The sequence below is a fragment of the Salinisphaera sp. G21_0 genome, from assembly GCF_017744115.1.
Classification (GTDB): domain Bacteria; phylum Pseudomonadota; class Gammaproteobacteria; order Pseudomonadales; family Endozoicomonadaceae; genus Endozoicomonas.
In genome coordinates this window covers 78,982-102,783 of the sequence record NZ_JAGHQW010000018.1, presented here as the reverse complement: position 1 = coordinate 102,783, position 23,802 = coordinate 78,982, and the positions used below count along the sequence as shown (strand labels likewise).

Sequence of the window (23,802 nt, the reverse complement as noted above, 5' to 3'; positions counted from 1 at the left end):
CAAAATATCTGGCACATTACCTGGGCTGGCGAAGGGCTCTAACGAGCATTAATACTTTGACAGCTGATCGACTGGCCAACAAAATTTTGGAATTTATTCACTTTCAACCCTTAAAGGCAACATAGCCGGTTTTGTTGTTTACCTGATCCTGTTCCAGAGCATGAGGCAGCGCAAATGAAGGGTTATATGGATGCTTTGGATACGCTGTTATCCGACATTGACGAAAGTGCTCTTGGTCTATTGGTAAAAGACGATGTCTCACTGCAAGAAAAGCTGTCAAACGCGGCTGAAGCTGTTCAGACATGTAAATATATTTTCAACAGAACCAATCTGTAAATAAGGGGTGAAGTTTAAAACCAGTCGTTTAGGAATTATTCTTTATTCATAAATGAAACTTTTTAACATTCACTCAATCTAATGGAGCATTATTAATAGAATTAAGGAATATATCTTATGATCTCCGGTAACCCAATACCGGCTCAAAATGGCTTGGGCACTGCTCAAGATGATCCGGCATCTACTGGTTCTGGCATATGGCTTGGCCGCGCTATAAAGGCGCTTAAAGGGGTGACCTGTTTTGTCTCGGGAGTTGCCGCCATCGCTGCTCTGGCAGCAGGCTTTTATGTTGCGGCTGCGTTATGTGGAGCGGTTTTCGCTGTGTCCGGATTATCCCTGCTGTTTGGCAATAGTCATAATAACATTGAGCCATCAGGGGCAAGTCCACAGTCACCTTCAGATGATCCTGATGATACAGGCGCAGTGGAACTGTGTAGCACTGACCAGTCAGAACCGGTCAGTCATTTGGCCACCCACAATACGCATACTCCTGCCGATTATACGACAAGCACGGTATACAGGGGCGCGCCGACACCGGTTAAGACAATGAGTCCGCCGACGGTTAATGTCAGCACCAATAATGGCAGGGGCCTCCTGCCCAAGGCTGAACTGCTGAGGTGTCACAGTTCACTGGACGATGGGATAAGAAATGTCTATGTGGCTCTTGATGCCATGAGGCTGTACAGCTTATCAGCCGACAGCCCGTCATTTTACAGGAAGCACATAGGTACTCTTAGAAGCAGTGAACCATTTGATGAAGATTTATTTCTGCTTCTGGCAAAACGTTTAAAGGTGGATCAATCGGTTATTGATGGTCACCAGCAACTGGATAAGGCTGTCAAGATTGATTTGCTGGAGAAACTGGTTGAACAGCATAAGGATGTGCCCCAAGTGCAGTTGGGGCATGTTAAAACTCAAATGGTCAATCTGGAAAACCTTAAAGAAGACCTGCAGCGCCACTCCCCGTTACTCAACATTAGTTCAATACCTGATCCGGTACCAGAAAGTAACGTGTCACATATGAAGCGTCATGTGGATGCCCTGGATACAGTGTTGGCCAACATTAGAAAGCGCTCGCTTGCTGACCTTATCGACGCTGATGACTCATTGCATGAACGGTTGTCAGAAGCGGATGCAGCGATTAAAAAATGTCGAAATATTTTAAATGGGACTGATCGTAAATATTATTGAAGTGGGCCATTTCAGGGACCCTGAAATAGCCTGTTTGAACAAAAGTCACGGCTTTCATGGGCAAGGCCGTGCTACACCGAAAAATACACCAATGAGGTCAATCCCTTGGCATTCCTATTCCTCCAACCGGGGCGGTTCAGGCAAACAATTATTTTTTTTCATAAATGAAACTTTTTAACAGCTGCACACTCTAACTAGGTAATTCTAATGCAATAAAGGAATATAATTTATGATCTCCGGTAACCCTACAACCCCCCCCCCAAATAGCTTGGGAGCTGCTCAAAATGATCCGGTAACTTCTGATTCTGGCTCTTGGAAGGGGCGAGCGATCAAAGTACTTAAGGCAGTGGGTCTTTTTGTTTCGGGAGTAGTCGCTTTGCCTGTCGTGATTCTGGCTACAGGCGTTTATCTTGTGGCAACGTTATTGGGGGCAATTTTCGTTGTGCCAGCAACCTCGCTGTTTGACAACATTAATCAAGCTGAGGAAGCTTCAGAGTCCGATTCACAATCACCGACAGATGATTGTGATAAAGAAGAAGCTCTCGGCTATATAGGTACTTGTCCGATAACACGTAACTCTAATTTCGAAAGCATCTCTGGTCATTTTAGGGAGCAGATGTTTTACCAGAGCCCTTCGGATCCGGTTAATACAACGAGGTCAGAGAGGGGCAATGAAAGCCCTGCAGTAAGCCCCGGTGAAAGCCCCGGTAATGGCTTTAGACCTGATTTAGCTGGCTTGGAGATGTGTAAGATTGAATTGAGCTATGGGCAAGGAGAAGTTGGTATAGTTCTAAATCAAATAATGCTCCATTTCTTAACAGACTGTCGCGATCTGACTCATCCCAGGGAACAATTGGATATTCTAAAAACTAAAGAACCATTTGATGACAGGCTCTTTCTGGAATTGGCTCAACTTTTACGCGTAAACCAATCGATTATTAATGGTCACCAGAGTATTGATGAATCTGAAAAGATTGCGTTGTTAGAAAGGGAGTATAAAAAGCTGGAGGACAAGCATAAGGTGCAAAAGAATCATGCTGTTAAACTAAAGGCGGATCTCCAGAACATTAAACAGAACCTGAAAGCCTATGTTCTACCAGACAGGTTAATTGGCGAACCTGATCCGGTTTCAGACATTGTTATAGCAACAATGAAGGAGCATGTGGATGCTTTTGATTCGCTGTTATCCCGCATTAACAAAAGTGTCATTGCTGAACTGATCCTGGCGGATGAAAAACTGCAACGCGGGATGTCAAAAGCAGCGAAAGCTGTTCAGAAATATAGAAATATTTTTGCACAAACCACACCGTAAATGTGGGTGAGTGGGCTATTTCAGCGTCCCTGAACCAGATAAAGTTCAGGGACCAATTCTCGGTCAGCCTTAACCTACCGTTACAGTCGCTTCCATTTCTCCTTCTTTCTTTACCAGCATTGACAAAAGTGCTCTTGGTCTATTGATACAAACCGATGACTTACTGCAAGACAGAATGTCAAAAGCGGCTGAAGCTGTACAGAAATGTAAAGATATTTTGAACGGAACAAATCAGTAAATCAGGGGGGGGAGTTTACAACCACTCGTTTAAGAATCAATTGGGGTATCAAGAGATCCCATGAATTCACTGGAGCCAATTGATCAACGTAAAGAGCTCAAGGCTCTTAAATGAGTGGTATCAGGGTGAAGTGGGTTTCGACAACGCTGCCATGGGGATGGTTGTAATATACCGAAAAATAACAGAAGTGTGATCAACCCCGTGAGCATCCTGCCAACCAGGGTTCCGGTAAAGAATTATTCTTTCTTTTCATAAATGAAATTTTTTAACATTCGCATAATCTAAGTCAGCATTATCATTAGAATAAAAGGATATGACTCATGATCTCTGGTAACCCGATACCTGTCCAAAGTGGCTTGGGCGCTGCTCAAGATGATCCTGCACCTTCTGGTTCTGGCAGCTGGCTTGGTCGCACTATTAAGGTACTTAAAGGGGTGACTTGTTTTGTCTCGGGAGTTGCCGCTGTGGCTGCCCTGGCTACTGGCTTTTATGTTGCGGCTGCGGTATTTGGGGCGGTTTTCGCTGTGTCCGGGTTATCCCTGCTGTTTGGCAAAAGTCATAATGACGTGGAACCATCAGGGGCAAGCCCACAGTCACCGTCAGAAGATCCTGATGATTCAGCCGCGGTCGAACTGTGTAGCACTGATCAGTCAGAACCGGTCAGTCAGGTTGAACTGTGTAGCACTGACCAGTCAGAACCGGCCAGTCAGGTGGCCACCGACATGGCGCATACTCCTGCCGATCCTTTGACAAGCCCGGTTTACAGGGGCTCGTCGGCACCGTTGCAGGCAGTGAATCCGCCGACGGTTAATGTCAGCACCAATAATGGCATGGGCCTACTGCCCATAGCTGAACTGTTAAGGTGTGACAGTGAACTGGAGGATTTGATCCGTAATGTCGGTTTTGTTCTTAATGCCATGAGGATGAACAGCTTAGCAGGACTCGGTGAGTCTGTTTACAGGCAACCAATAGCTGCTCTTAGGGCTAATGAACCATTTGATGATAAATTATTTCTACTTCTGGCAAAAAATTTAAATGTAGAGAAATCGGTTATTGATGGTCACCAGCAAATGGATAAGGCTGTCAAGATTGAGTTGCTGGAGAAACAGGTTGAACAGCAGGAGGATGGATTAAAAGCGCAGCTGCAGCATGCTGAAACTCACATGGTCAATCTGGAAAACCTTGAAAAAGGCCTGAAATGCTATTCCCCGGTACGCAGGATTTGTTCCATACCCGATCCGGTACCAGAAAATGAAGTGGTACAAATGAATCGTCATGTGGATGCCCTGGAAACACTGTTGGCCGACATTAGAAAGTGCTCGCCGCCTGCTCGCTTTATCGACTCCGATGGTTTTTTGCAGAGACGGTTGTCAGAAGCGGATGCAGCGATTGAAAAATGTCGAAATATTTTAAATGGGACTGATCGTAAATTTTATTGAAGTGGGCCATTTCAGGAACCCGGAAATAGCCTGCTTGAACAAAAATCACGGCTTTCATGGAGAAGTCCGTGCTACACCGAGAAATACACCGATGTCGTCAATCCCTTGGCATCCCTCCAACCGGGGCGGTTCAGGTAAACAATTATTTTTTTCATAAATGAAAATTTTTAACAGCTGCACACTCCAATTGAGAAACTCTAATGCAATAAAGGAATATAATTTATGATCTCCGGAAACCCTACAACCCCCCCAAATAGCTTGAGAGCTCCTCAAAATGATCCGGTATCTTCTGATTCTGGCTCTTGGAAGGGGCGAGCGATCAAGGTACTTAAGGCAGTGGGCCTTTTTGTCTCGGGAGTAGTCGCTTTGCCTGTCGTGATTCTGGCAACAGGCGTTTATCTTGTGGCAACGTTATTGGGGGCAGTTTTCGTTGTGCCAGCAATACCCTCGCTGTTTGACAATATTAATCAAGCTGAGGATGCTTCAGAGTCCGATTCCCAATCACCGACAGATGATGGTGATAAAGAAGAAGTTCTCGGTTATATAGGTACTTGTCCGATAACACGTAACTCTACTTACGAAAGTATCTCTGCTCATTTCAGGGAGCATGATTATGTTATACCGAACTTCATTAATACAACGAGGTCAGAGAGGGGGAATGAAAGCCCCGGTAATCGCTATAAACCGGGTTTAGCTGACTTGGAGACGTGTAAGACTAAATTGTGCCGCGGGCAAGATGAAGTTGGTATAGTTTTTAATCACATATTACTCGATTGCTTAACAGACTTTCCCGATCTGACTCATCCCAGGGAACAATTGGATATTCTAAAAGCTAAAGAACCATTTGATGACAGGCTCTTTCTGGAATTGGCACAACTTTTACGCGTAGAGCAATCGATTATTAATGATCACCAGCGTATTGATAAATCTGAAAAGATTGCGTTGTTAGAAAGGGCGTATAAACAGTTGGAGGAAGTGCCTGAGTTGCAACGGAATAGTATTTGTAAACTAAAGACGGATTTCGGGAACATTTATCAGAACCTGCATGCCTTTGTTCTACCAGACAGGTTAATTAGCGAATCTGATTCAGTTTCAGATATTGATATAGCAACAATGAAGGAGCATGTGGATGCTTTTGATTCGCTATTATCCCGCATTAACAAAAGTGCCATTGCTGAACTGATCCAGGCTGATGAAGAACTGAAACGCAGGATGTCAGACGCAGCTGAAGCTGTCCAGAAATGTAGAAATATTTTGCACAAACCACTCCGTAAATGGTCGTGAGTGGTCTATTTCAGCGTCCCTGAACCAGAGAAAGTTCAGGGACCAATTCTCGGTCATCCTTAACCTACCGTTACAGGCGCTTCCATTTCTCCTTCTTTCTTTACCAGTAACAGTGAAGCAACATTTAGTAAATATAACCACTATTCACTAAAAATTTCCGACTTTTTATCCTCAATTTTCTGCCATCCCCGCTACGGGGTTGCCTAGACGGGCGCTATTCTCGGACAGCCTCCCAGGCATTCCTCCAGCCGGGGCTTGTTGCAGCAGCAATTATTTTTTTTCATAAATAAAACTTTTTAACAGCTGCACACTCTAATAAGGGCATTCTAAAGTAATAAAGGAATATAATTTATGATCTCTGAAGCCCCGATAACCCCCCCAAATAGCTTGGGAGCTGCTCAAGATGATCCGGCATCTACTGGTTCTGGCCGCTGGCTTGGTCGCGCTATTAAAGTACTTAAAGCAGTGCCCTGTTTTGTCTCGGGAGTAGCCGCTGTGGCTGCCCTGTCCACTGGCTTCTATGTTGTGGCTGCGGTATGTGGCGCGATTTTCGCGGTGTCCGGATTATCCCTGCTGTTTGGCAATAGTCACAATAACGTGGATCCATCAGGGGCAAGCCTGCAGTCATTGTCAGATGATCCTGATGATACAGGCGCAGTCGAACTGTGTAGCACAGATCAGTCAGAACCGCTCAGTCAGTTGGCCACCCACAAGACCCATACTCCTCCAATTATACGACAAGCCCGGTTTACAGGGGCGCGCCGACACCGGTTAGACCGGGTTTAGATGATCTGGAGACGTGTAAGCTCGAATTGCACCGCGGGCAAGGAGAAGTTGGTATAGTTCTTAATCACATATTTATCCATTGCTTAACAAACTGTCCCGATCTTTTTAATCCCAGGAAGCAATTGGATATTCTAAAAACTAAAGAACCATTTGATGACAAGCTCTTTCTGGAATTGGCACAACTTTTACGCGTAGACCAATTGATTATTAATGATCACCAGCGTATTGATAAATCTGAAAAGATTGCGTTGTTAGAAAGGGAGTATAAACAGCTGAAGGAAGTGTCTGAGGTGCAACAGAATCACACTCTTAAACTGATGGCGGATCTTGATAACATTAAAGATAACCTGAAATCCTTTGTTCTACCAGACAGGTCAATTCGCGTACCAGATCCGGTTTCAGATATTGAGAGAGCAATAATGAAGGAGCATCTGGATGCTTTTGATTCGCTGTTATCCCGCATTAACAAAAGTGTCATTGCTGAACTGATCCGGGCAGATGAAGAGCTGCAACGCAGTATGTCAAAAGCAGCTAAAGCTGTGCAGAAATGTAGAAATATTTTTGCACAAACCACACCGTAAATGTGAGTGAGTGGGCTATTTCAGTGTCCCTGAACCAGAGAAAGTTCAGGGGCAATTCTCGGTCAGCCTTAACCTACCGTTACAGTCGCTTCCATTTCTCCTTCTTTCTTTACCAGCAACAGTGAAGCAATAGAGAGTATTCCGCAACCAGCCATCACCGCTGCCATGGGAATGGCTGTTCCATCATGCAAGTAACCGACCAAAGCAGAGGCTACTCCCCCCATGGTAAAGCGCACTGCGCCTGCCAGGGCGTTTGCTGTTCCGGCTGATTTTGGAAAGTGGGCCAGGGCCAGAGCGTTGGAGTTAGGACCCGTAAAGCCAATACAGGCGATATAGCAGGCAATTGGGATCATCAGTCCGGGCAGGCTGCCAAAGCCAGTAACCGTGTTAAGCAGGAGCATAAGTGCAGAGACCGCTGCAATCAGGCTGCCTGAGCGCAGAATCGTAAACAGTTTGAACTGCTCAACCAGGCGGATATTCACCATATTGGTGATCCCCATGGCCAGGATGTTAATGGCAAAGAGCAGCCCATACTGTTCAGCGGGGATGCCAAACAGCTCAATGTAGACGAAGGGAGAGCCGGAAATAAACGCAAACATGCCACCAAAGAAAAAGGCATGGCAGAGAATACAGCCAATGGCTTCCCGGTTTTTCAGGATGTTGGCATAGTTCAGTGCCAGCTGTACTGGCGACACCATCAGCCGGTCTTCATCGGGCAATGTCTCCTTAACCCGGAAAAAGGCCAGAATGAATGACAGGCAGGCGGTTATCGCCAGAAAGATAAACAGGCTTTGCCAGCCAAAGAACTTGAGAATCTGCCCGCCCAGCAGTGGCGCAGCCAGTGGTGCCACGGTCATGACCATGAGAATGGATGACAGTGCTTTGGCTACCTGTTCCCTGGGGAACAGATCCCGGATCATGGCCGGAATCGTCACCATAATGGCCGCTCCGCCCATCGCCTGCAGTACCCGGACAATAATCAGCTGGGTGGCGCTGGTACACAGGGCGGCAAGGATATTGGTCAGGATATAGAAGATGATGCCCGGGAACATGACCGTTCTCCGGCCGAACCGGTCCGATAACGGTCCACAAACCAGCTGGCTTATGGCAAAGCCAATGGTATAGGCACTCAGTGTGTACTGTATCCGGCTTAATGGCTCCCCCATGCTTTTTGCGATGGCGGGCATGGCGGGCAGGTAAAGGTCAATGGCCAGCGGCCCAAGTGCTGTTAGCGCCCCCAGGGTCAGAATCAGGAATAAGCGCTCGCCCCTGTCCTCTGTTACCAGATGAGTTGACGTTGTCATTTTTCAGGCCCATATTTCCGGGCAGCCAGGAGTTTGGGTTGCAAAAGGTTTTTGTCCCGAAATGGCGGTGGCTGCATTTACATAAAAATTGTCTGGCTTAACAGCCGAACCGCTGTAGTGCCAAAGAAATGCACGACACTGGTTTGTTGTTTATGAGGGAACGTCTTGCCCGCTAAAGCAATGGTCGGTAACGGACAGCTAACGGCATCAATTTATAGTTTATACGGCTATAAATAATTCTTTCATAAAAGCATTAAGCGATAAATAGAAAAGTACACTTGTACAAATAGTACTTACCATGCATTTACTGCCGGTTGCTTCTCTGGTGATAATTTTTCTGCCGCCACTTTCCTGTGATCCGGGTGCTGGAAGTGATTGAAGCTCATACAATAGCCACAGCTTAATTGAATTTCACAGGTTGAAAGACATTGGTATGGCGTATTTTCCGCCAGCACCTCTTCTGGCCACCGGGCATTAAAACCGATCAGATCCCAGCAGCCGGGGTTCAGTTGTTTCAGCAGTATGGCGACAATCGGTGAGTTGGCCAGATCAAGGTTGGTGGCAAAACTGACGTATGAGCTGTTTTTATGCGGTGTGATATGGATGGTGGCATAGCGGTTGCCCCGAATAGCATTCAGGGAGTAACCACAGGGTGTAAACAGCCAGTCGCTCAGGGCAAAGCCCGGAAACAGCTTGTTCAGTTTAAGCAGGCGACGAATGTCTTTAATCCTCTGGTGCTCACAGCGCAGTTCGTCGGCATTTTTCCCCCGGATATGGTACATCAGCAGTTCGCTGGTGGTGTCATCAATCGCTGGTACATAGGGCTTGTCCAGATGGAATACATAGTTATGATGGCCATCCAGATAGCCCAGACGAAAAGCACAGCCGGGTACACGCTGGCTCAGTCGGTCAACGTCGTCTATAAAGGAAGTCTTCTGAAGATGGGGCTGGTACTCATTTTTACGCTGGAATCGGGCGCAGCGGATATGCTCCAGAGGGGTCTGTTCAAAGAAGTAGAGGGCTGCATCCACCAGGGTAGTGGTGCCACAGGTAAGCATCAGAAACCGGTCATGCCAGACAAACAGGCTGGACTCCGACAATAGATAAGCGTCACAGTGTTGGTTGCTGAGAATGGCCAGGATGTCGGCCCGGGCTCTGGCCACCATCTGTGCCCAGAAGCTTCTGCCCAGGGCCCTCAGGGAAATCCATTCCGGGCTGGTGACGATCTCTATTTTTTTTTCTGAGCCTTCAAAAAACATCACGGCAGGCTCCCTCCAATAAACTCCAGGTAGGTGTAGCCCCGGAGCCCTGATTCCAGTTCCGCCAGTATGGCACGCTGTTGTCCTGGTGGCAGGCTTTCCCTGACCAGCTGTCGGTAGGTGCGGAGAAAGCTTTCCGGCTGCAGGTTGACATAACGCATCACCTTTTCCACGGTGTCGCCCGCCTGGTACCCGGTGACTTCCACTTCTCCCTGCCCATTGATGTGGACCGAGGCCACATCGGTATCCCCGAACAGGTTGTGCATATTCCCAAGAATTTCCTGGTAGGCACCCACCATGAAAATACCGATCAGGAACGGTTCTTCCGGCTGCCATTGAGGCACTGGCAGGGTGGTTTCTATGCCCTGGCCGTCAACATATTGATTAATGACGCCATCGGAGTCACAGGTGATATCCAGCATCACCGCCCGGCGGCTTGGTGGGCGATTCAGGCCGGACAGGGGCATGACCGGAAAGATCTGATCAATACCCCAGGCATCGGGCAGGGATTGAAACAGGGAGAAGTTCACATAGAACTTGTCCGCCAGTTTGTCACTGAGTTCATCAATCAGCGGGCGATGGGCCCGGTTGTCGGGGGAGAGCCTTGCTTTCAGTTCGTGGCAGAGACGCAGGCTGGTGTTTTCTGCCCAGGCCCGGTGCTCAAGCCCCAACAGTCCCATGGCAAACTGGGCATGGACTTCTGCCAGGTCAGCCTGGCTGTCGTGATAAATCTCTGTCAGGGCGCGTTCACCCCGGCTATGACTCAGGTCTTGCCAGGAACTCCACATATTATGCAGCAGAAGGGGCGCATCCCCGGTGGGTGGCGTCAGTACTTCCGGTTCATAGCTTTCCACCCCCAGGATATCGGTAATCAGCACCGCGTGGTGTGCTACCAGATGTCGGCCCGACTCGGAAATAATACCCGGAACCGGCAGGTCGTACTGCTGGCAGATATCGCCCAGGGTGAAGACGATATTGTTGGCGTACTCCTGCAGGCTGTAGTTCATGGAGCAGGAACTCTGACTGCGAGTACCTTCGTAGTCCACCGCCAGGCCGCCGCCCACATCAACAAACCGGATCGGCAAGCCCATACAGTGCAACTGGGCATAAAGGCGGCCACATTCACTGACACCCTTGCGCACATCCTGGATATTGGCGATCTGGGAACCCAGGTGGAAGTGCAGGAGCTGCAGAGACTCCTGTTGCTGAGCCTGTTTTAACCGTTCCACCGCATGGAGCACCTGGCTGGCGCAAAGACCGAACTTGGATTTCTCCCCACCACTGGCCTGCCACTTGCCTTTACCCTGAAAAGCCAGACGTACCCGAAGACCCAGACGGGGCTGAACACCCAGACTGGCCGCTTCACTGAGCACCATGTCCAGTTCGGTGAGCTTTTCCAGAACAATAAAAACCTGATGACCCAGCTTTTCCCCGATCAGGGCCAGGCGAATATACTCCCGGTCTTTGTAGCCATTACAGATAATCACTGAGCTGGCCCGTTTGGCCAGGGCCAGAACCGCCAGCAGTTCCGGTTTGCTACCAGACTCCAGGCCCAGCTGTGGATGTTTGCTGGAGGACTGACTGTTCAAAATATCTTCCACCACCGTCCGCTGCTGGTTGACCTTGACCGGGTAAACGGCCAGGTATCGATGGTTGTAACCGTAATCACGGATGGCCCGGTTAAAGGCGTGGCACAGATTATCCAGACGCTGATGGATAATCTGCGGAAAACGCACCAGTACCGGCAGGGATACGCCCTGACGGTTCAGCTGACTGGCAATGGTACTCAGTTCAACCGGTGGCGTGCCTTTGATATTGACCGTGACATGACCCTGATCGTTCAAATCAAAATGATTCTGGCTCCAGAAACGGATGTTATAGGTGGAGCGTGCCTTATCAAGGTTCCACCCGTCGCGATCCTTATTGCCAGAATATTGCGGATCTCTGGCGGTTAACGCTTCAGTCTCATCGCTGCTCCCGGCTGGTGTTGTATTTGTTAACTCTGTTTTTTTCGCCATTACCTGCCTTAACCCCCGGGAGGCTGTCTTACTGTTTTTACGCCATTGCTTCTGATATAGCTGTTTCAATGTAACGGGGCAGGGCGAAAGCTGCCTGATGGACCGATGGAGTATAGTAGCGCGTGGTAATACCGCTGAGGGCAAACCTTGCTTCGAGTTCGACCAGGGGGGTATGACGGGCTTTGAGGTCATCGGTGCCCCAGGCAAAGGTCATAATGCCACAGGCGTAGGTGGGAACGGCGGCACTGTAAAAATGCAGGTCCGATACATAGCTGGCCAGACGATGAGCGGTGGTTGTTACCTCATTCAACTGCATAAACGGTACCCCGTTTTGGGCAACGAAAATGCCTTTATCAGTCAGAAGTCGTTTGCATCCCCGATAAAATTCAGAGGAGAACAAGACTTCCCCGGGACCGATAGGGTCGGTGCAGTCAGAGATAATCACATCGAAGCTATGGTCAGCGATTCCGTGATTGTTGACGAACCGGACGCCATCCTCAATCACCAGGTTAACCCTCGGGTCATCATAGGCCCCGGCACAATGATTCGGCAGCCACTGGCGGCAGAGATCGACCACAGCCCGGTCAATTTCCACCATGGTGACCTGTTCAACGGATTTATGCCGGAGTACTTCCCTGAGCATACCGCCATCACCACCGCCAATAATCAGTACACGCTTTACCTTGCCATGGGCCAGGATGGGCACATGGGTCAGCATTTCATGGTAGATAAACTCGTCTTTTTCGGTGGTTTGAATCACGCCGTCCAAGGCCATGATGCGGCCAAAGAACCGGTTCTCAAAGATGATCAGATGCTGGTGTTCGGTGTGATCTTCAAACAGCAGCCGGTCAATCGAAAAATTCTGTCCATAGCCTGAATACAGTGTTTCCTGATAGGTATCTTCGCAGTGCATTGTTGCCAATCCTGTAGATAAATAAAAAGAACCGCAAATACTCGTTGTATGCCGATGAATCTGTTGAATATTGGACCAATAGCCAAATGATTGGCAGCGGGCATGATGGGTAAACGGTTGTTCACGGGTATGAACTTTGGTTGTTCCGTTTTGCCGCAAGGCCCACCCGGGGGAAATAAGACGACATTGTCAGATTGAAATGTTTTATTTTAAAAGAGCTGAATTAAACCTGCATGGGTACCGGATGGCAAGTTGGGATAGTGAGGAAAAAAGGCCAATAGCGCAGATGGTCGTTTTCAACGATGAGAGGACAGCCATCCCTTTACCGGGATGGCTGAATGGATTTAACTTGGGAGGCTGTCCGAGAATAGGCTGCCCTACGCGGCAACTGCTCCTGCGTTGCTCTAGCTCCTGCATCCATGCAGTCGTGCGGTGGCAGCAAATTGGTCTAAAAATTTCCGACTTTTTATCCTCAATTTTCTGCCATCCTCGCTAAGGGCGCTATTCTCGGTCAGCCTCCTGGACGGGCGCTATTCTCGGTCAGCCTCCCAGCAGTTCTTCAGCGATTGCCACGATATTGTCAACAGTAAAGCCAAAGTATGGGAACAGGTCTTCTGCCGGAGCGGACTCACCGTAGGTAGTCATGCCGATGATGCGGCCATCCAGGCCAACGTACTTGTACCAGAAGTCAGCAGCAGCGGCTTCAATCGCAATACGTGCAGGCACTTCCAGGGGCAGGACGGACTGTTTGTACCCGGCATCCTGGGCATCAAATACATCCGTCGATGGCATGGAGACCACACGTACTTTGTGTCCCTGTGCAGAGAGAGCAGCCTCGGCGTTCATAGCCAGTTGTACTTCTGAGCCGGTAGCTATCAGAATCAGCTCAGGTGTACCTTCACACTCTTTCAGGATGTAACCACCCCGTTCAACCCGGGCAATCTGTTCATCGGTTCTGGCCATGCATGGCAGACCCTGACGGGAGAAGATCAGGGCACTTGGTCCATCAACACGTTCGATGGCATGTTTCCAGGCGACGGCAGATTCTACCGTGTCACACGGACGCCATGCATTCATGTTCGGTGTCATGCGCAGGCTGGCGATTTGTTCAATAGGCTGGTGGGTTGGACCATCTTCACCCAGGCCGATGGAGTCATGGGTGTAGACCAGGATTGAGCGCTGTTTCATCAGCGCGGCCATACGGACAGCGTTGCAGGCATATTCCATAAAGACCAGGAAGGTTGCGCCGTAAGGAATGAAACCACCGTGCAGGGCAATACCGCTCATCATGGCGGTCATGCCGAATTCACGGACGCCGTAAAACAGGTAGTTGCCATCAGCATCATCACGCTTGATGCCTTTGGAACCGCTCCACAGGGTCAGGTTGGAGCCCGCCAGGTCTGCGGAACCACCAAGCAGTTCCGGAAGGATCGGGCCATAAGCGTTCAGAGTGTTCTGGGAGGCCTTGCGACTGGCGATCTTTTCACCTTCCTGTTGGCAGGACTTGATATAAGCCGATGCCTTTTCGGCGAAGTCAGCGGGCAGGTCACCTTTCTGGCGACGGGTAAATTCTGCTGCAAGCTCCGGGTATTGGGCCTGATAGGCTGCGAACTTTTCATTCCAGGCGCTTTCTTTGATGGCACCGGCTGCTGTGGCATTCCACTGGTTGTAGATGTCAGCAGGCACTTCAAACGGTGCGTGTTGCCAGCCGAGACGCTCGCGGGTCAGCTTGATCTCGTCATCGCCTAACGGAGCGCCGTGGCACTCCTCTTTACCGGCTTTGTTGGGTGAACCAAAGCCGATAATGGTTTTACAGCAGATCAGCGTGGGTTTGTCCTGTTCGGCGCGGGCGGCTTCGATGGCGGCTTTGATCGCTTCAGGGTCGTGACCGTCAACCGCCGGAATGACATGCCAGTTGTAAGCTTCAAAGCGCTTGACGGTGTCGTCGGTGAACCAGCCTTCCACTTCACCATCAATGGAGATGCCGTTGTCATCGTAAAATGCCACCAGTTTGCCCAGGCCCAGGGTGCCCGCCAGGGAGCAAACTTCATGGGAGATACCCTCCATCATGCAGCCATCACCCATAAAGACGTAGGTATGGTGGTCAACAATATCGTGGCCAGGCTTGTTGAACTGAGCGGCCAGTGCCTTCTCGGCGGCGGCCATACCAACGGCATTGGCGATGCCCTGGCCCAGTGGACCGGTGGTGGTTTCAATGCCCGGAGCATAACCATACTCGGGATGGCCCGCCGTTTTGGAGTGCAGCTGACGGAAGTTTTTCAGGTCATCCATGCCCAGGTCATACCCGGTCAGGTGCAGCAGGGAATAGATCAGCATGGAACCATGGCCATTGGACAACACAAAACGGTCACGATCCACCCACTCTGGATTGGCGGGGTTGTGATTCATATAGTCGCGCCACAGCACTTCAGCAATATCAGCCATCCCCATGGGGGCACCGGGATGACCGGATTTGGCTTTTTGTACGGCGTCCATGCTGAGGGCGCGAATGGCATTGGCAAGCTCACGACGTGAGGACATGGGAATCTTTGCTCCTGAGAATCCAGTCTGGTTAAATTCGCGCGCTAGTTTAGCGAAACCGGCAGCATTCTTCATCCATATTGGTTTACTGAACAATTCATTTTAGATGCAGAGAAATAATCTGCTATTGCTGCCTGTGAGATTGAAAACAACTGGTGAGATGGCAAACAAGGCAGGCCTATTATTGAAGTGATTGAAACGCTGAACTATCACCGGTGCGTGGTGTCACATCTGCACATTTTTTTTTGGGCGTAAGATTCCGGAGGCTTTATGAGCCCCTTAGCTGGCAACCAACCGCTACCCAGGGATAGTTTTACCACGCCAGAATCAAAGAAGGAGAAAACTGTCCATAAGAGAGCCATGTCGATAGAGTCAAAGCAATCTTTGCCACAGAGTAACCAGAGAGCGCTGTCAGATTACAAGATCAAGGTTGACGGTAAAAAAAATGCCAAAACTGCTGGTGAAGAAGGAAAAATGCATGACGAATACTGTACAAAATGCCGGATGGCCGCTGGCCAGCAGAATGACTCCAATACCTATGTCAGTAATAAGGAAGTGATGCATGACTACCGCCAGGATGGCATCTGGTCCTGGGGTCTGAATGGCGTGAACATTTCAGGTTATCCTCAGTGTCCTGTGCCTGGTTGTGCAGGCCATATTCCGGAAGGAGCAATGCTGATCGATAAGCACTGGAAATAAAGACAGGCTTCACAATCCGGGCATCAGTTGGTCAGTTTTATGGTTCTGTTCGCTCATGGTAATGTCTGCCCAAATGCTTGATGGCGATTAGCCACAGGGCAATGGCCAGTATAAAAGCCCCTGCCAGCCAGGACATGGCAAGGCTGAGGGAGCCAAAAAGGGTAATTAAAATCTGTTGAAAGAAAGAGCTGCCTGATTTGCCAACCCGACTCACCACTAACTCAATAGCCGCTTTCCCCTTGTACTTTCGCTCAGCATCAAGAGGTACGAAAGAGATCTCCTTGGTGGCATCAAACAGCGTGTATTTTGCCGACTTGCCGAGGGCATGGCAGTACATGCCGATCTGCAAGCCGATCATGGTCAGATCCATATAACAGATACCGAACAAGCTGACCTGTGATTTCTGAAACATGGCCAGGAGAAAAAAAGGCAGGGCCGTGGCTGTCAGAATGATGGGGGTTGCAAAAGCCGCTGCCCACCAACTGATCTTCAGCAGGGTTGGCGTTAGCAGACCACAGATAAGACTGCCTATGCCGCTGATCATGGCCACCTTGCCCATAAACATCGAGTAGTCTGCCTCACAGGGGTACAGCTGCACCAGCTGGCTTTTCCAGGCCAGCTCAACCATGTTAATGGCGATGCAATAAGCCAGCATAACCAGCGCAATGCTGGCCAGGTACGGGCAGCGCAACAGGTATCGTGCGCTGGCCAGCAACGGCAGGTTGGTCGGGGTGTGTGTCTTCTGGCTGGTGGGATCTGTGAGGTTTTTCGAAGTTAAGTGGCAGCAGTATTCATTGAGCAGCAGAATCAACAGCCCGAAAAGCACGAACAGAAGTGATAAGATCTCCAGGCTCTCCTGCCAGCCTGAATCCGGGGCCATAACTCCCCTGGAAACGCAGTAGTAAAGCATTGGGCCGGAAATAATGGATGCGCTGCTGCCGATCATGGTGATCAGGGGATATTGCCGGGTGGCACTCTGGGCATTGTGGAAATCATTGACGGCTGTCCAGAAGAGGGTGCAGATCACCGCCGACCCCCAGAGTTCCGCCACGGCAAAGAACAGCGTCAGGGGCCAGTAATAGACCATGCCGACAATAAATTGCAGGTTTGCATGGATGAGTGGGGACAGGAGGGCAAGCGCTGCGGTGGGGGCGAAAGACTCCAGGTTTGGATAAATAACCATGGAAAACAATGGCATCCAGATCAGAAAAGGGATTAACGCAACGGCAAACAGGGTACGTTTACTGAGCCGGTTAGCCAGAAAGCTGTAGGTGATTAAAAAAATAAAAGCGACAGGCATGACAACGATCAACTTGATGAAGGGAATGGCTTCCGCACCAAGACGGGTAATGAGCAGCGACTCTTTCAGGTTCCAGAGTATGTCAAAGTTGAAGGTGCAACAGGACAGCATGGCAATTTGCAGATAAAGCATTGAATTTGAATTGCCAGCAACGTTTCTGGATGAATTTTTAGTCATATACAGCGTGTTTCCTACCTCCCGTTATTGCTTCCGGGAGGCTGTCCGAGAATAGCGCCCGTCTAGGCGACCCCGTAGTGAGGACGGCAGAAAATAGAGGATAAAAACTCAGTTTTGTGAGGTGAATAGCGGGGCTATTTGCCGAACAAAAGTGGATTTTTAGACCAATTTTCTGCCTCCGCAGTAGGGCAGTCTATTCTCGGACAGCCTCCTAATACTGATGCTCAGCAGTTGCCTTAATTCGGGCACAGAAAGTGCTGGATAAATATAGTGCAGAGATTGGATTTCTTGTGTCTATTGATTGTATATAAAAATATTTTGATATAGATTTTGGCTCTTGCTAAACTCCTCCCTTCGAATATCCCGGTAAATGAGTCAATGATTTACTGTGCTTAAGTGATTGGAAAGTAAGTGATTGGAAAGTAAGTGATTGGAAAGGATGACGTGTGTTGACGGATGCTTTTGAGCAGCTGGCCACGGTGAGCAAAGCCAGTGGTGATGTTCTGAGATTACAGATTCTCAGGGTCTTGAGCACAGAGTCTCTCGGTGTGCTGGAGCTGAGCGGTGTGTTTGCCATGCGTCAGCCAGCCATGAGCCATCATTTGAAGGTGTTGTCTCAGGCCGGGCTAGTCTCAACCCGTAAAGAAGGCAACACGGTTTTCTACCGTCGGGCCCTGCCCACATCGGCAGGTCATCTCGAAGGGGTTGTCCGCTCATTGTTTCAGGCGGTGGATGGTATACCGCTACCTCATGATCTTGCCGAACAGCTTCAGGCCATTCGCCTGCAGCGGGCGGAACTGTCCCAGGCATTTTTTGCCCGGAATAGCGAAGAATTCCGTCAGCACCAGGAGCTGATTGCCGAGCACCAGCTCTATGCTGAAACGGTGGCAGACCTTATTGAGACTACTGACTTTCCTGAACAGAGCCTGGCCCTTGAGCTTGGTCCCGGTGAGGGAAATTTTCTGCCAACACTCGCCTCTGTGTTCAAGCTGGTTTACGCACTGGATAACTCGGAAAAAATGCTGAGTTACTCCCGGGCGCTGGCCAAACAGCAAGGCATTGGCAATGTCACTTTTGTTCATGGCGAGATCCAGTCGCTGAGCAACATGACCAGCGCCTTTGACTGTATCGTCATCAATATGGTGCTGCATCATGTTCCCAGCCCGGCGGATATCTTTAACTGGTCTTCCCGACTATTGAAGCCCGGTGGGAGCCTGTTTATCAGTGAACTCAGCCATCATGACCAGGACTGGGTTCGGGAGTCCTGTGGTGATCTGTGGCTTGGTTTCAGTGCCGGCGAGTTGGCTCAATGGGCGGATAAAGCGGGATTAATCAGCGGTGAATCCCAGTATCTGGGGTTACGCAATGGTTTTCAGATCCAGGTCCGACGTTTCTTCCTTGCCGGATAAACGATGACCTGGTTAACGCCTCAATTGAACGTATTTTATGAACAGACGGTTTCATGGAATCAAAGAGGCGCACTCAATTTTTTCAAGAGGGTAAAACGGCTATGTCTGAGTATTCGCTATTCACATCGGAGTCGGTATCTGAAGGGCATCCAGACAAAATTGCTGACCAGATTTCTGATGCTATTCTGGACGCCATCATCAAGGATGACCCGGAAGCACGGGTTGCGGTAGAAACCATGGTGAAAACCGGCATGGTGATTGTTGCCGGTGAAGTGCGCACCACAACCTATGTTGATATTGAAGAGCTGGTTCGTAATGTCGTCACCAGCATTGGTTATAACCATGGAGACCTGGGCTTCGATGGTGAGTGCGTTGCGGTTCTGAATGCCATTGGCAAGCAGTCTCCGGACATTGCCGTTGGTGTTGATGAAACCGATGAGCGTGAACAGGGTGCTGGTGATCAGGGCCTGATGTTTGGTTATGCTACCAATGAAACACCGGTGCTGATGCCTGCTCCCATTTACTATGCCCATGAGCTGGTTAAGCGCCAGGCGCAGTTGCGCAAGAATGGTGTGTTACCCTGGTTGCGTCCTGACGCCAAGAGTCAGGTAACCATGCGTTACGACCAGAATGGCAAGGTGCAGAGTGTTGATGCCGTTGTGCTTTCTACCCAGCACTCTCCGGATGTCTCTCTGGATGAAATTCGTCGTGAAGTGCTGGAGCAGATTATCAAGCCTGTATTCCCGGAAGGCTGGCTCCATGAAGACACCAAATACCACATTAACCCGACGGGTATATTTGTGATTGGCGGGCCTGTTGGTGACTGTGGACTGACCGGACGCAAGATTATTGTTGATACCTACGGTGGCATGGCCCGTCATGGCGGTGGTGCATTCTCCGGTAAGGATCCATCCAAGGTTGACCGTTCTGCCGCCTACGCAGGCCGTTATGTCGCCAAGAACATTGTTGCCGCCGGTTTGGCGGATCGTTGTGAAATTCAGGTGTCCTACGCCATTGGTGTTTCTGAGCCTACCTCGATTTCCATTAACACATTTGGCACCGGTAAGGTGTCCGATGAGCGTATCGTTGAACTGGTTCGTGAATATTTTGATTTGCGTGCCGGTGGACTGGTGAAGATGCTGGATCTCAAGCGTCCAATCTATCAGTCCACGGCAGCCTATGGCCACTTTGGCCGGGAAGAGGCCGAATTCACCTGGGAGCGTACCGATAAAGCGGAACAGCTTCGCAAGGCAGCAGGCCTTTAATCACTGGAGTCAGGGCAGTGGTAATGCTGCCCATATAAGTAGTTGGTCAACTACTTACTGTTGTCTGTCTGGAGGAAAGACTAAATGTCATCGGTAAAGGCAGGATTGTCGATACCAGCTTTCTTTGAATCCAGAAGGGCTTTTTGTAACTTTTCCATTTCTTCCGATAAGTGTGTCACCTCATCAGTATGACTACTGCTGATGAGTGAGACATTCGTACGTTGATTTTCAATTTGTCGCTGTTTCGCCAGGTCCAGATATATGTTGAAAGCATGAGGCCCCATAGTTTTTAACTCTTGCTTAAGTCTTCTACTGTTTTTCCAACGTAGTGCTTTTTTGAGGGATTTATAGGTATTATCAAATTGCTCTTCCGATAGTTGTTCATTGATTTTCACTACGCAGGCTTCTAATGCGTTTATATCATCGTCTTCAGGTACTTCTTTCAAAAACAGTTCCATATGCCCTTTGCCAACTAAATGCTGGAACCATTTTTTTTCATGGAAGAAATGTTTTGCATTCACGTCGTGAGCGCAGCCAGGTAAGGCTGATGAGTCCACTGTAATTCCAACTAAAACAGCAGTTGCTGCAATGCCTCTAGTGGCAACAAGAATGGGCTGCAAACCAAGCAAAGCGCCACCAAGAACATTTGCACCTATTTCTGGTAACGCACCCTTGGCTACCAGTTTTCTTTTGGAAGCTTTCTCTGAGCCATGAAATTTCTGTTCCAGGGCTTTACTGACACGATCATAAAGTAAATTATGACTTTTCATTTGTTGTGTATTTGTTGTATCCAATAAATGACTCTGGCTATGTGAATCCGGTTCAAATTTTTCAACTCTGTGCCCACTAAAATTTCCTTCTGCCTGTTTTGTGTAGTTTCCGGAAGCTTCATTTTCGGGATTAGAAATGTTGTTTAAACGAATATATGGAATTGATGAATTAGAGTTTGAAGTCTGCATGATGGTTTACCGGTGATTAATAATTCGATTGTCAAGGCTCTTTGTAAGGGGAGCATTGGACTTGAAATTGCCAGTAATAGTTCAAGCAATAAGTCTATATCAAAATTTATTGATATAGATTGTTGCCGCTGCTAGAATCTATACCAATTCGGATAATACGCAGAACAGGATACGTTTTATGAGTGCTAACCCTGAGTTAACTGCTGATTTGCAAAGCTCCACCAAGGGCTCGGACTACCGGGTGGCTGATATTTCCCTGGCGGACTGGGGTAGGCGTGAGATTCAGATTGCCGAAGGTGAAATGCCGGCACTGATGGCGATCAGAGCCAAATACCGTGATTCTCAGCCACTGAAAGGCGCAAAGATCATGGGCTGCATTCATATGACCATCCAGACTGCAGTACTGATTGAAACGCTGGTAGTGCTAGGTGCTGAGGTACGCTGGTCTTCCTGTAATATCTTTTCTACTCAGGATCACGCCGCCGCCGCCATTGCAGCTGCGGGCATACCAGTATTTGCCTGGAAGGGTGAGACCGAAGAAGAGTTCTGGTGGTGCATCGAGCAGACGGTCCTCGATGGTGCCGGTAAGCCATGGCATGCCAACATGGTGCTGGATGACGGCGGTGACCTGACACTGCTGTTACACGACAAGTACCCTGCACTGCTGGACAACATTCACGGCATTTCTGAAGAGACCACCACCGGGGTTCACCGCCTGCTGGAAATGCTGGAAAAAGGCACCCTGAAAGTACCGGCAATCAACGTCAATGATGCGGTTACCAAAAGTAAAAACGACAACAAGTATGGCTGTCGCCACTCTCTGAATGATGCCATCAAGCGGGCCACCGACCATCTGCTGGCGGGCAAGAAAGCACTGGTGATTGGTTACGGTGATGTGGGTAAAGGTTCTGCCGCTTCGTTGCGTCAGGAAGGGATGATTGTCAAGGTAACGGAAGTGGATCCGATCTGTGCCATGCAGGCCTGTATGGATGGCTTTGAAGTGGTATCACCCTACATTGATGGTGTTAACGATGGCACCGAAGCTTCTATCAATCGGGAGCTGCTGGCCACTACTGACCTGCTGGTGACCACCACGGGTAACGTCCATGTCTGTGACCGCTACATGCTGAAAGCCCTGAAAAATGGCTGTGTGGTTTGTAATATTGGCCATTTTGATACCGAAATAGACACGCAGTTCATGCGGGACCACTGGACCTGGGAAGAGGTCAAGCCGCAGGTTCACAAGATTGTCCGGGATGACTCTTGCAATGATCACCTGATACTGCTGTCCGAAGGGCGACTGGTGAACCTGGGTAATGCTACCGGACACCCGTCGCGTATCATGGACGGTTCTTTTGCCAATCAGGTTCTGGCTCAGATTCATCTTTATGAAGCAGGATTTGCTGATCTGCCAGCCGATCAAAAATCAGACAAGCTGGCGGTGACCGTACTACCCAGGAAACTGGATGAAGAAGTCGCTGCCTATATGGTGGAAGGCTTTGGTGGTGTGATTACCCGGCTGACTCAAGGCCAGGCTGACTACATCAATGTACCTGTTGATGGCCCCTTCAAGAGCGACGATTACAAGTACTAGGAGGCTGACCGAGAATAGCGCCCGTCTAGGCGACCCCGTAGCGAGGATGGCAGAAAATTGAGGATAAAAATTCCGTTTTGTGAGGTGAATAGCGGGGCTATTTGCCGAGCAAAATGGAATTTTTAGACCGATTTGCTGCCTCCGCACGACTGCATGGATGCAGGAGCTAGAGCAACGCAGGAGCGGTTGCCGGTAGGGCAGTCTATTCTCGGACAGCCTCCTGGATGTCTTTTTCGCTGGCTGATGTCTCTTTACCAGCCAGCGACCTCTGCTGGTGAATACCATGGCAAATACAATAACCAATAATACTCCTGTCAGCTTTGAGTTCTTTCCCACTAAAACAGAAGAGGGTGCCCGAAAACTTGAGCAGAATGCCCTCAGTCTGGCCAGATACCAACCGGAATTTTTCTCGGTGACCTATGGAGCTGGTGGTTCAACACGGGACAGAACCCTTGAAACTGTGCTGTCAACTCAGAACCAGACACGTATAGCAACCGCTCCTCACCTTTCCTGCGTTGGTGACTCCCGGGAGCAGATCAAAGAGTTGCTGAACTTTTACCGTGACCAGGGCGTAGAGCGTATTGTTGCCCTGAGAGGTGATCTGCCTTCAGGAATGGGACGTGACAGTGGCGAACTCCGCTACGCCAATGAGCTGGTGGAGTTTATTCGTACTGAAACCGGGGATCATTTCCATATCGAGGTTGCCGCTTATCCGGAGGTCCATCCACAGGCACTCAATATGGAAAAGGATCTGGCAAACTTCAAGCGTAAGGTGGATGCCGGTGCGGACTCGGCGATTACCCAATATTTCTTTAATGCAGACAGTTATTTCTATTTCCTGGAGCGTACCCGGTCACTGGGTATTGATCTCCCGGTGGTTCCCGGAATCATGCCGATCACCAACTATAGCCGCCTGGCTCGTTTTTCCGATGCCTGTGGTGCCGAGATTCCAAGATGGATTCGTAAGCAACTGGAAGCCTATGGCGATGATATCAGCAGTATTAAACAGTTTGGTGAAGAGGTGGTGACCCGGCTCTGTGAGAGGTTACTGCAAGGTGGTGCTCCGGGTTTGCACTTTTATACGCTTAATCAGGCAGCCCCCTGCCAGGGTATCTGCGATAACCTGGGCATTTCTGCTGATTGATGGCGTGAGTTATGAGTTGTGAGGGAATTGTTAATGGTATTATTATCCTTGCT

General features: G+C 49.3%; 20 protein-coding genes and 1 pseudogene. 14 read left to right on the top strand and 7 right to left on the bottom strand.

Translation table 11 applies throughout. From position 1 onward, the window contains the following. The 8 genes and pseudogenes from J7439_RS10470 to J7439_RS10435 form a co-directional block, all read left to right on the top strand. Positions 1–125 (top strand): annotated as a pseudogene (locus J7439_RS10470) (IS1595-like element ISEnu2 family transposase); the annotation flags it as partial. A 61-nt stretch (positions 126–186) separates the two neighbouring features. Continuing rightward, the gene (locus tag J7439_RS10465; protein WP_209201761.1) at positions 187–336 is read left to right on the top strand and encodes a hypothetical protein; all 150 of its coding nucleotides are present in this window, start codon (positions 187–189) and stop codon (positions 334–336) included. Between the two features lie 117 nt (positions 337–453). Next, the gene (locus J7439_RS10460; protein WP_209201760.1) at positions 454–1,527 is read left to right on the top strand and encodes a hypothetical protein; all 1,074 of its coding nucleotides are present in this window, start codon (positions 454–456) and stop codon (positions 1,525–1,527) included. Between the two features lie 229 nt (positions 1,528–1,756). Beyond that, complete coding sequence (locus J7439_RS10455) at positions 1,757–2,839, top strand: hypothetical protein (RefSeq protein ID WP_209201759.1); 1,083 nt, start codon at positions 1,757–1,759, stop codon at positions 2,837–2,839. A gap of 558 nt (positions 2,840–3,397) precedes the next feature. Next, positions 3,398–4,516 carry a hypothetical protein gene (locus tag J7439_RS10450; RefSeq protein ID WP_209201758.1) on the top strand — a complete coding sequence of 373 codons (1,119 nt, stop codon included), beginning with the start codon at positions 3,398–3,400 and terminating at the stop codon, positions 4,514–4,516. A 222-nt stretch (positions 4,517–4,738) separates the two neighbouring features. Then, positions 4,739–5,800 carry a hypothetical protein gene (locus tag J7439_RS10445; protein ID WP_209201757.1) on the top strand — a complete coding sequence of 354 codons (1,062 nt, stop codon included), beginning with the start codon at positions 4,739–4,741 and terminating at the stop codon, positions 5,798–5,800. 351 nt (positions 5,801–6,151) lie between these two features. Continuing rightward, positions 6,152–6,586, top strand: coding sequence for a hypothetical protein (locus J7439_RS10440; protein WP_209201756.1), 435 nt, complete (start codon positions 6,152–6,154; stop codon positions 6,584–6,586). A 122-nt stretch (positions 6,587–6,708) separates the two neighbouring features. Further along, complete coding sequence (locus J7439_RS10435) at positions 6,709–7,167, top strand: hypothetical protein (protein ID WP_209201755.1); 459 nt, start codon at positions 6,709–6,711, stop codon at positions 7,165–7,167. A 68-nt stretch (positions 7,168–7,235) separates the two neighbouring features. On the opposite strand, the gene J7439_RS10430 is transcribed toward J7439_RS10435, so the two are convergent. The 5 genes from J7439_RS10430 to tkt form a co-directional block, all read right to left on the bottom strand. Then, positions 7,236–8,471 (bottom strand): Bcr/CflA family multidrug efflux MFS transporter, encoded by a 1,236-nt coding sequence (locus J7439_RS10430; RefSeq protein WP_209201754.1) that lies wholly within the window; start codon positions 8,469–8,471, stop codon positions 7,236–7,238. Positions 8,472–8,764: 293 nt separating this feature from the next. After that, on the bottom strand, positions 8,765–9,730 hold the full coding sequence (locus J7439_RS10425) for an adenosylmethionine decarboxylase (protein WP_286198289.1): 966 nt from the start codon (positions 9,728–9,730) through the stop codon (positions 8,765–8,767). Beyond that, positions 9,730–11,817 (bottom strand): biosynthetic arginine decarboxylase, encoded by a 2,088-nt coding sequence (speA, locus tag J7439_RS10420; protein WP_209201752.1) that lies wholly within the window; start codon positions 11,815–11,817, stop codon positions 9,730–9,732. Before speA ends, J7439_RS10425 begins: the two co-directional genes overlap by 1 nt. Continuing rightward, positions 11,786–12,661 (bottom strand): polyamine aminopropyltransferase, encoded by an 876-nt coding sequence (speE, locus tag J7439_RS10415; RefSeq protein ID WP_209201751.1) that lies wholly within the window; start codon positions 12,659–12,661, stop codon positions 11,786–11,788. Before speE ends, speA begins: the two co-directional genes overlap by 32 nt. Positions 12,662–13,201: 540 nt before the next feature. Next, complete coding sequence (gene tkt, locus J7439_RS10410) at positions 13,202–15,202, bottom strand: transketolase (RefSeq protein ID WP_209201750.1); 2,001 nt, start codon at positions 15,200–15,202, stop codon at positions 13,202–13,204. Positions 15,203–15,472: 270 nt separating this feature from the next. On the opposite strand from tkt, the gene J7439_RS10405 reads away from it, so the two are divergent. After that, positions 15,473–15,901, top strand: a complete 429-nt coding sequence (locus J7439_RS10405; protein ID WP_209201749.1) for a hypothetical protein — start codon at positions 15,473–15,475, stop codon at positions 15,899–15,901. Between the two features lie 37 nt (positions 15,902–15,938). Here the strand turns inward: J7439_RS10405 and J7439_RS10400 are convergent, their stop codons facing one another. Continuing rightward, complete coding sequence (locus J7439_RS10400; protein WP_209201748.1) at positions 15,939–17,333, bottom strand: Npt1/Npt2 family nucleotide transporter; 1,395 nt, start codon at positions 17,331–17,333, stop codon at positions 15,939–15,941. Between the two features lie 491 nt (positions 17,334–17,824). On the opposite strand from J7439_RS10400, the gene J7439_RS10395 reads away from it, so the two are divergent. Both J7439_RS10395 and metK read left to right on the top strand, forming a co-directional pair. After that, positions 17,825–18,787: an ArsR/SmtB family transcription factor gene (locus tag J7439_RS10395; RefSeq protein ID WP_353623038.1), complete on the top strand. Its 963-nt coding sequence runs from the start codon at positions 17,825–17,827 to the stop codon at positions 18,785–18,787. Between the two features lie 101 nt (positions 18,788–18,888). Continuing rightward, entirely contained in the window at positions 18,889–20,052 is a 1,164-nt protein-coding gene (gene metK / locus J7439_RS10390; protein WP_209201746.1) for a methionine adenosyltransferase, read from the top strand. Between the two features lie 80 nt (positions 20,053–20,132). On the opposite strand, the gene J7439_RS10385 is transcribed toward metK, so the two are convergent. Continuing rightward, entirely contained in the window at positions 20,133–21,011 is an 879-nt protein-coding gene (locus J7439_RS10385; RefSeq protein WP_209201745.1) for a hypothetical protein, read from the bottom strand. 178 nt (positions 21,012–21,189) lie between these two features. Between J7439_RS10385 and ahcY the strand changes: the two genes are divergently transcribed. From ahcY to metF, 3 genes are all read left to right on the top strand, one after another. Beyond that, positions 21,190–22,605 (top strand): adenosylhomocysteinase, encoded by a 1,416-nt coding sequence (ahcY, locus tag J7439_RS10380; protein WP_209201744.1) that lies wholly within the window; start codon positions 21,190–21,192, stop codon positions 22,603–22,605. 153 nt (positions 22,606–22,758) lie between these two features. After that, positions 22,759–22,911 (top strand): hypothetical protein, encoded by a 153-nt coding sequence (locus J7439_RS10375; protein ID WP_209201743.1) that lies wholly within the window; start codon positions 22,759–22,761, stop codon positions 22,909–22,911. Continuing rightward, positions 22,889–23,749: a methylenetetrahydrofolate reductase [NAD(P)H] gene (gene metF / locus J7439_RS10370; RefSeq protein ID WP_209201742.1), complete on the top strand. Its 861-nt coding sequence runs from the start codon at positions 22,889–22,891 to the stop codon at positions 23,747–23,749. Before J7439_RS10375 ends, metF begins: the two co-directional genes overlap by 23 nt. Positions 23,750–23,802 lie beyond the last annotated feature (53 nt).

Excerpts from the sequence above, each read along its gene's own strand:
- ahcY (WP_209201744.1), top strand. The coding sequence starts at position 21,190 with ATGAGTGCTAACCCTGAGTTAACTGCTGATTTGCAAAGCTCCACCAAG.
- J7439_RS10400 (WP_209201748.1), bottom strand. The coding sequence starts at position 17,333 with ATGCTTTATCTGCAAATTGCCATGCTGTCCTGTTGCACCTTCAACTTT.
- J7439_RS10405 (WP_209201749.1), top strand. The coding sequence starts at position 15,473 with ATGAGCCCCTTAGCTGGCAACCAACCGCTACCCAGGGATAGTTTTACC.
- J7439_RS10445 (WP_209201757.1), top strand. The coding sequence starts at position 4,739 with ATGATCTCCGGAAACCCTACAACCCCCCCAAATAGCTTGAGAGCTCCT.
- J7439_RS10375 (WP_209201743.1), top strand. The coding sequence starts at position 22,759 with ATGGATGCAGGAGCTAGAGCAACGCAGGAGCGGTTGCCGGTAGGGCAG.
- tkt (WP_209201750.1), bottom strand. The coding sequence starts at position 15,202 with ATGTCCTCACGTCGTGAGCTTGCCAATGCCATTCGCGCCCTCAGCATG.
- J7439_RS10425 (WP_286198289.1), bottom strand. The coding sequence starts at position 9,730 with ATGTTTTTTGAAGGCTCAGAAAAAAAAATAGAGATCGTCACCAGCCCG.
- metF (WP_209201742.1), top strand. The coding sequence starts at position 22,889 with ATGGCAAATACAATAACCAATAATACTCCTGTCAGCTTTGAGTTCTTT.
- J7439_RS10460 (WP_209201760.1), top strand. The coding sequence starts at position 454 with ATGATCTCCGGTAACCCAATACCGGCTCAAAATGGCTTGGGCACTGCT.
- metK (WP_209201746.1), top strand. The coding sequence starts at position 18,889 with ATGTCTGAGTATTCGCTATTCACATCGGAGTCGGTATCTGAAGGGCAT.
- J7439_RS10455 (WP_209201759.1), top strand. The coding sequence starts at position 1,757 with ATGATCTCCGGTAACCCTACAACCCCCCCCCCAAATAGCTTGGGAGCT.
- speE (WP_209201751.1), bottom strand. The coding sequence starts at position 12,661 with ATGCACTGCGAAGATACCTATCAGGAAACACTGTATTCAGGCTATGGA.
- J7439_RS10465 (WP_209201761.1), top strand. The coding sequence starts at position 187 with ATGGATGCTTTGGATACGCTGTTATCCGACATTGACGAAAGTGCTCTT.
- J7439_RS10440 (WP_209201756.1), top strand. The coding sequence starts at position 6,152 with ATGATCTCTGAAGCCCCGATAACCCCCCCAAATAGCTTGGGAGCTGCT.
- J7439_RS10430 (WP_209201754.1), bottom strand. The coding sequence starts at position 8,471 with ATGACAACGTCAACTCATCTGGTAACAGAGGACAGGGGCGAGCGCTTA.
- J7439_RS10450 (WP_209201758.1), top strand. The coding sequence starts at position 3,398 with ATGATCTCTGGTAACCCGATACCTGTCCAAAGTGGCTTGGGCGCTGCT.
- J7439_RS10385 (WP_209201745.1), bottom strand. The coding sequence starts at position 21,011 with ATGCAGACTTCAAACTCTAATTCATCAATTCCATATATTCGTTTAAAC.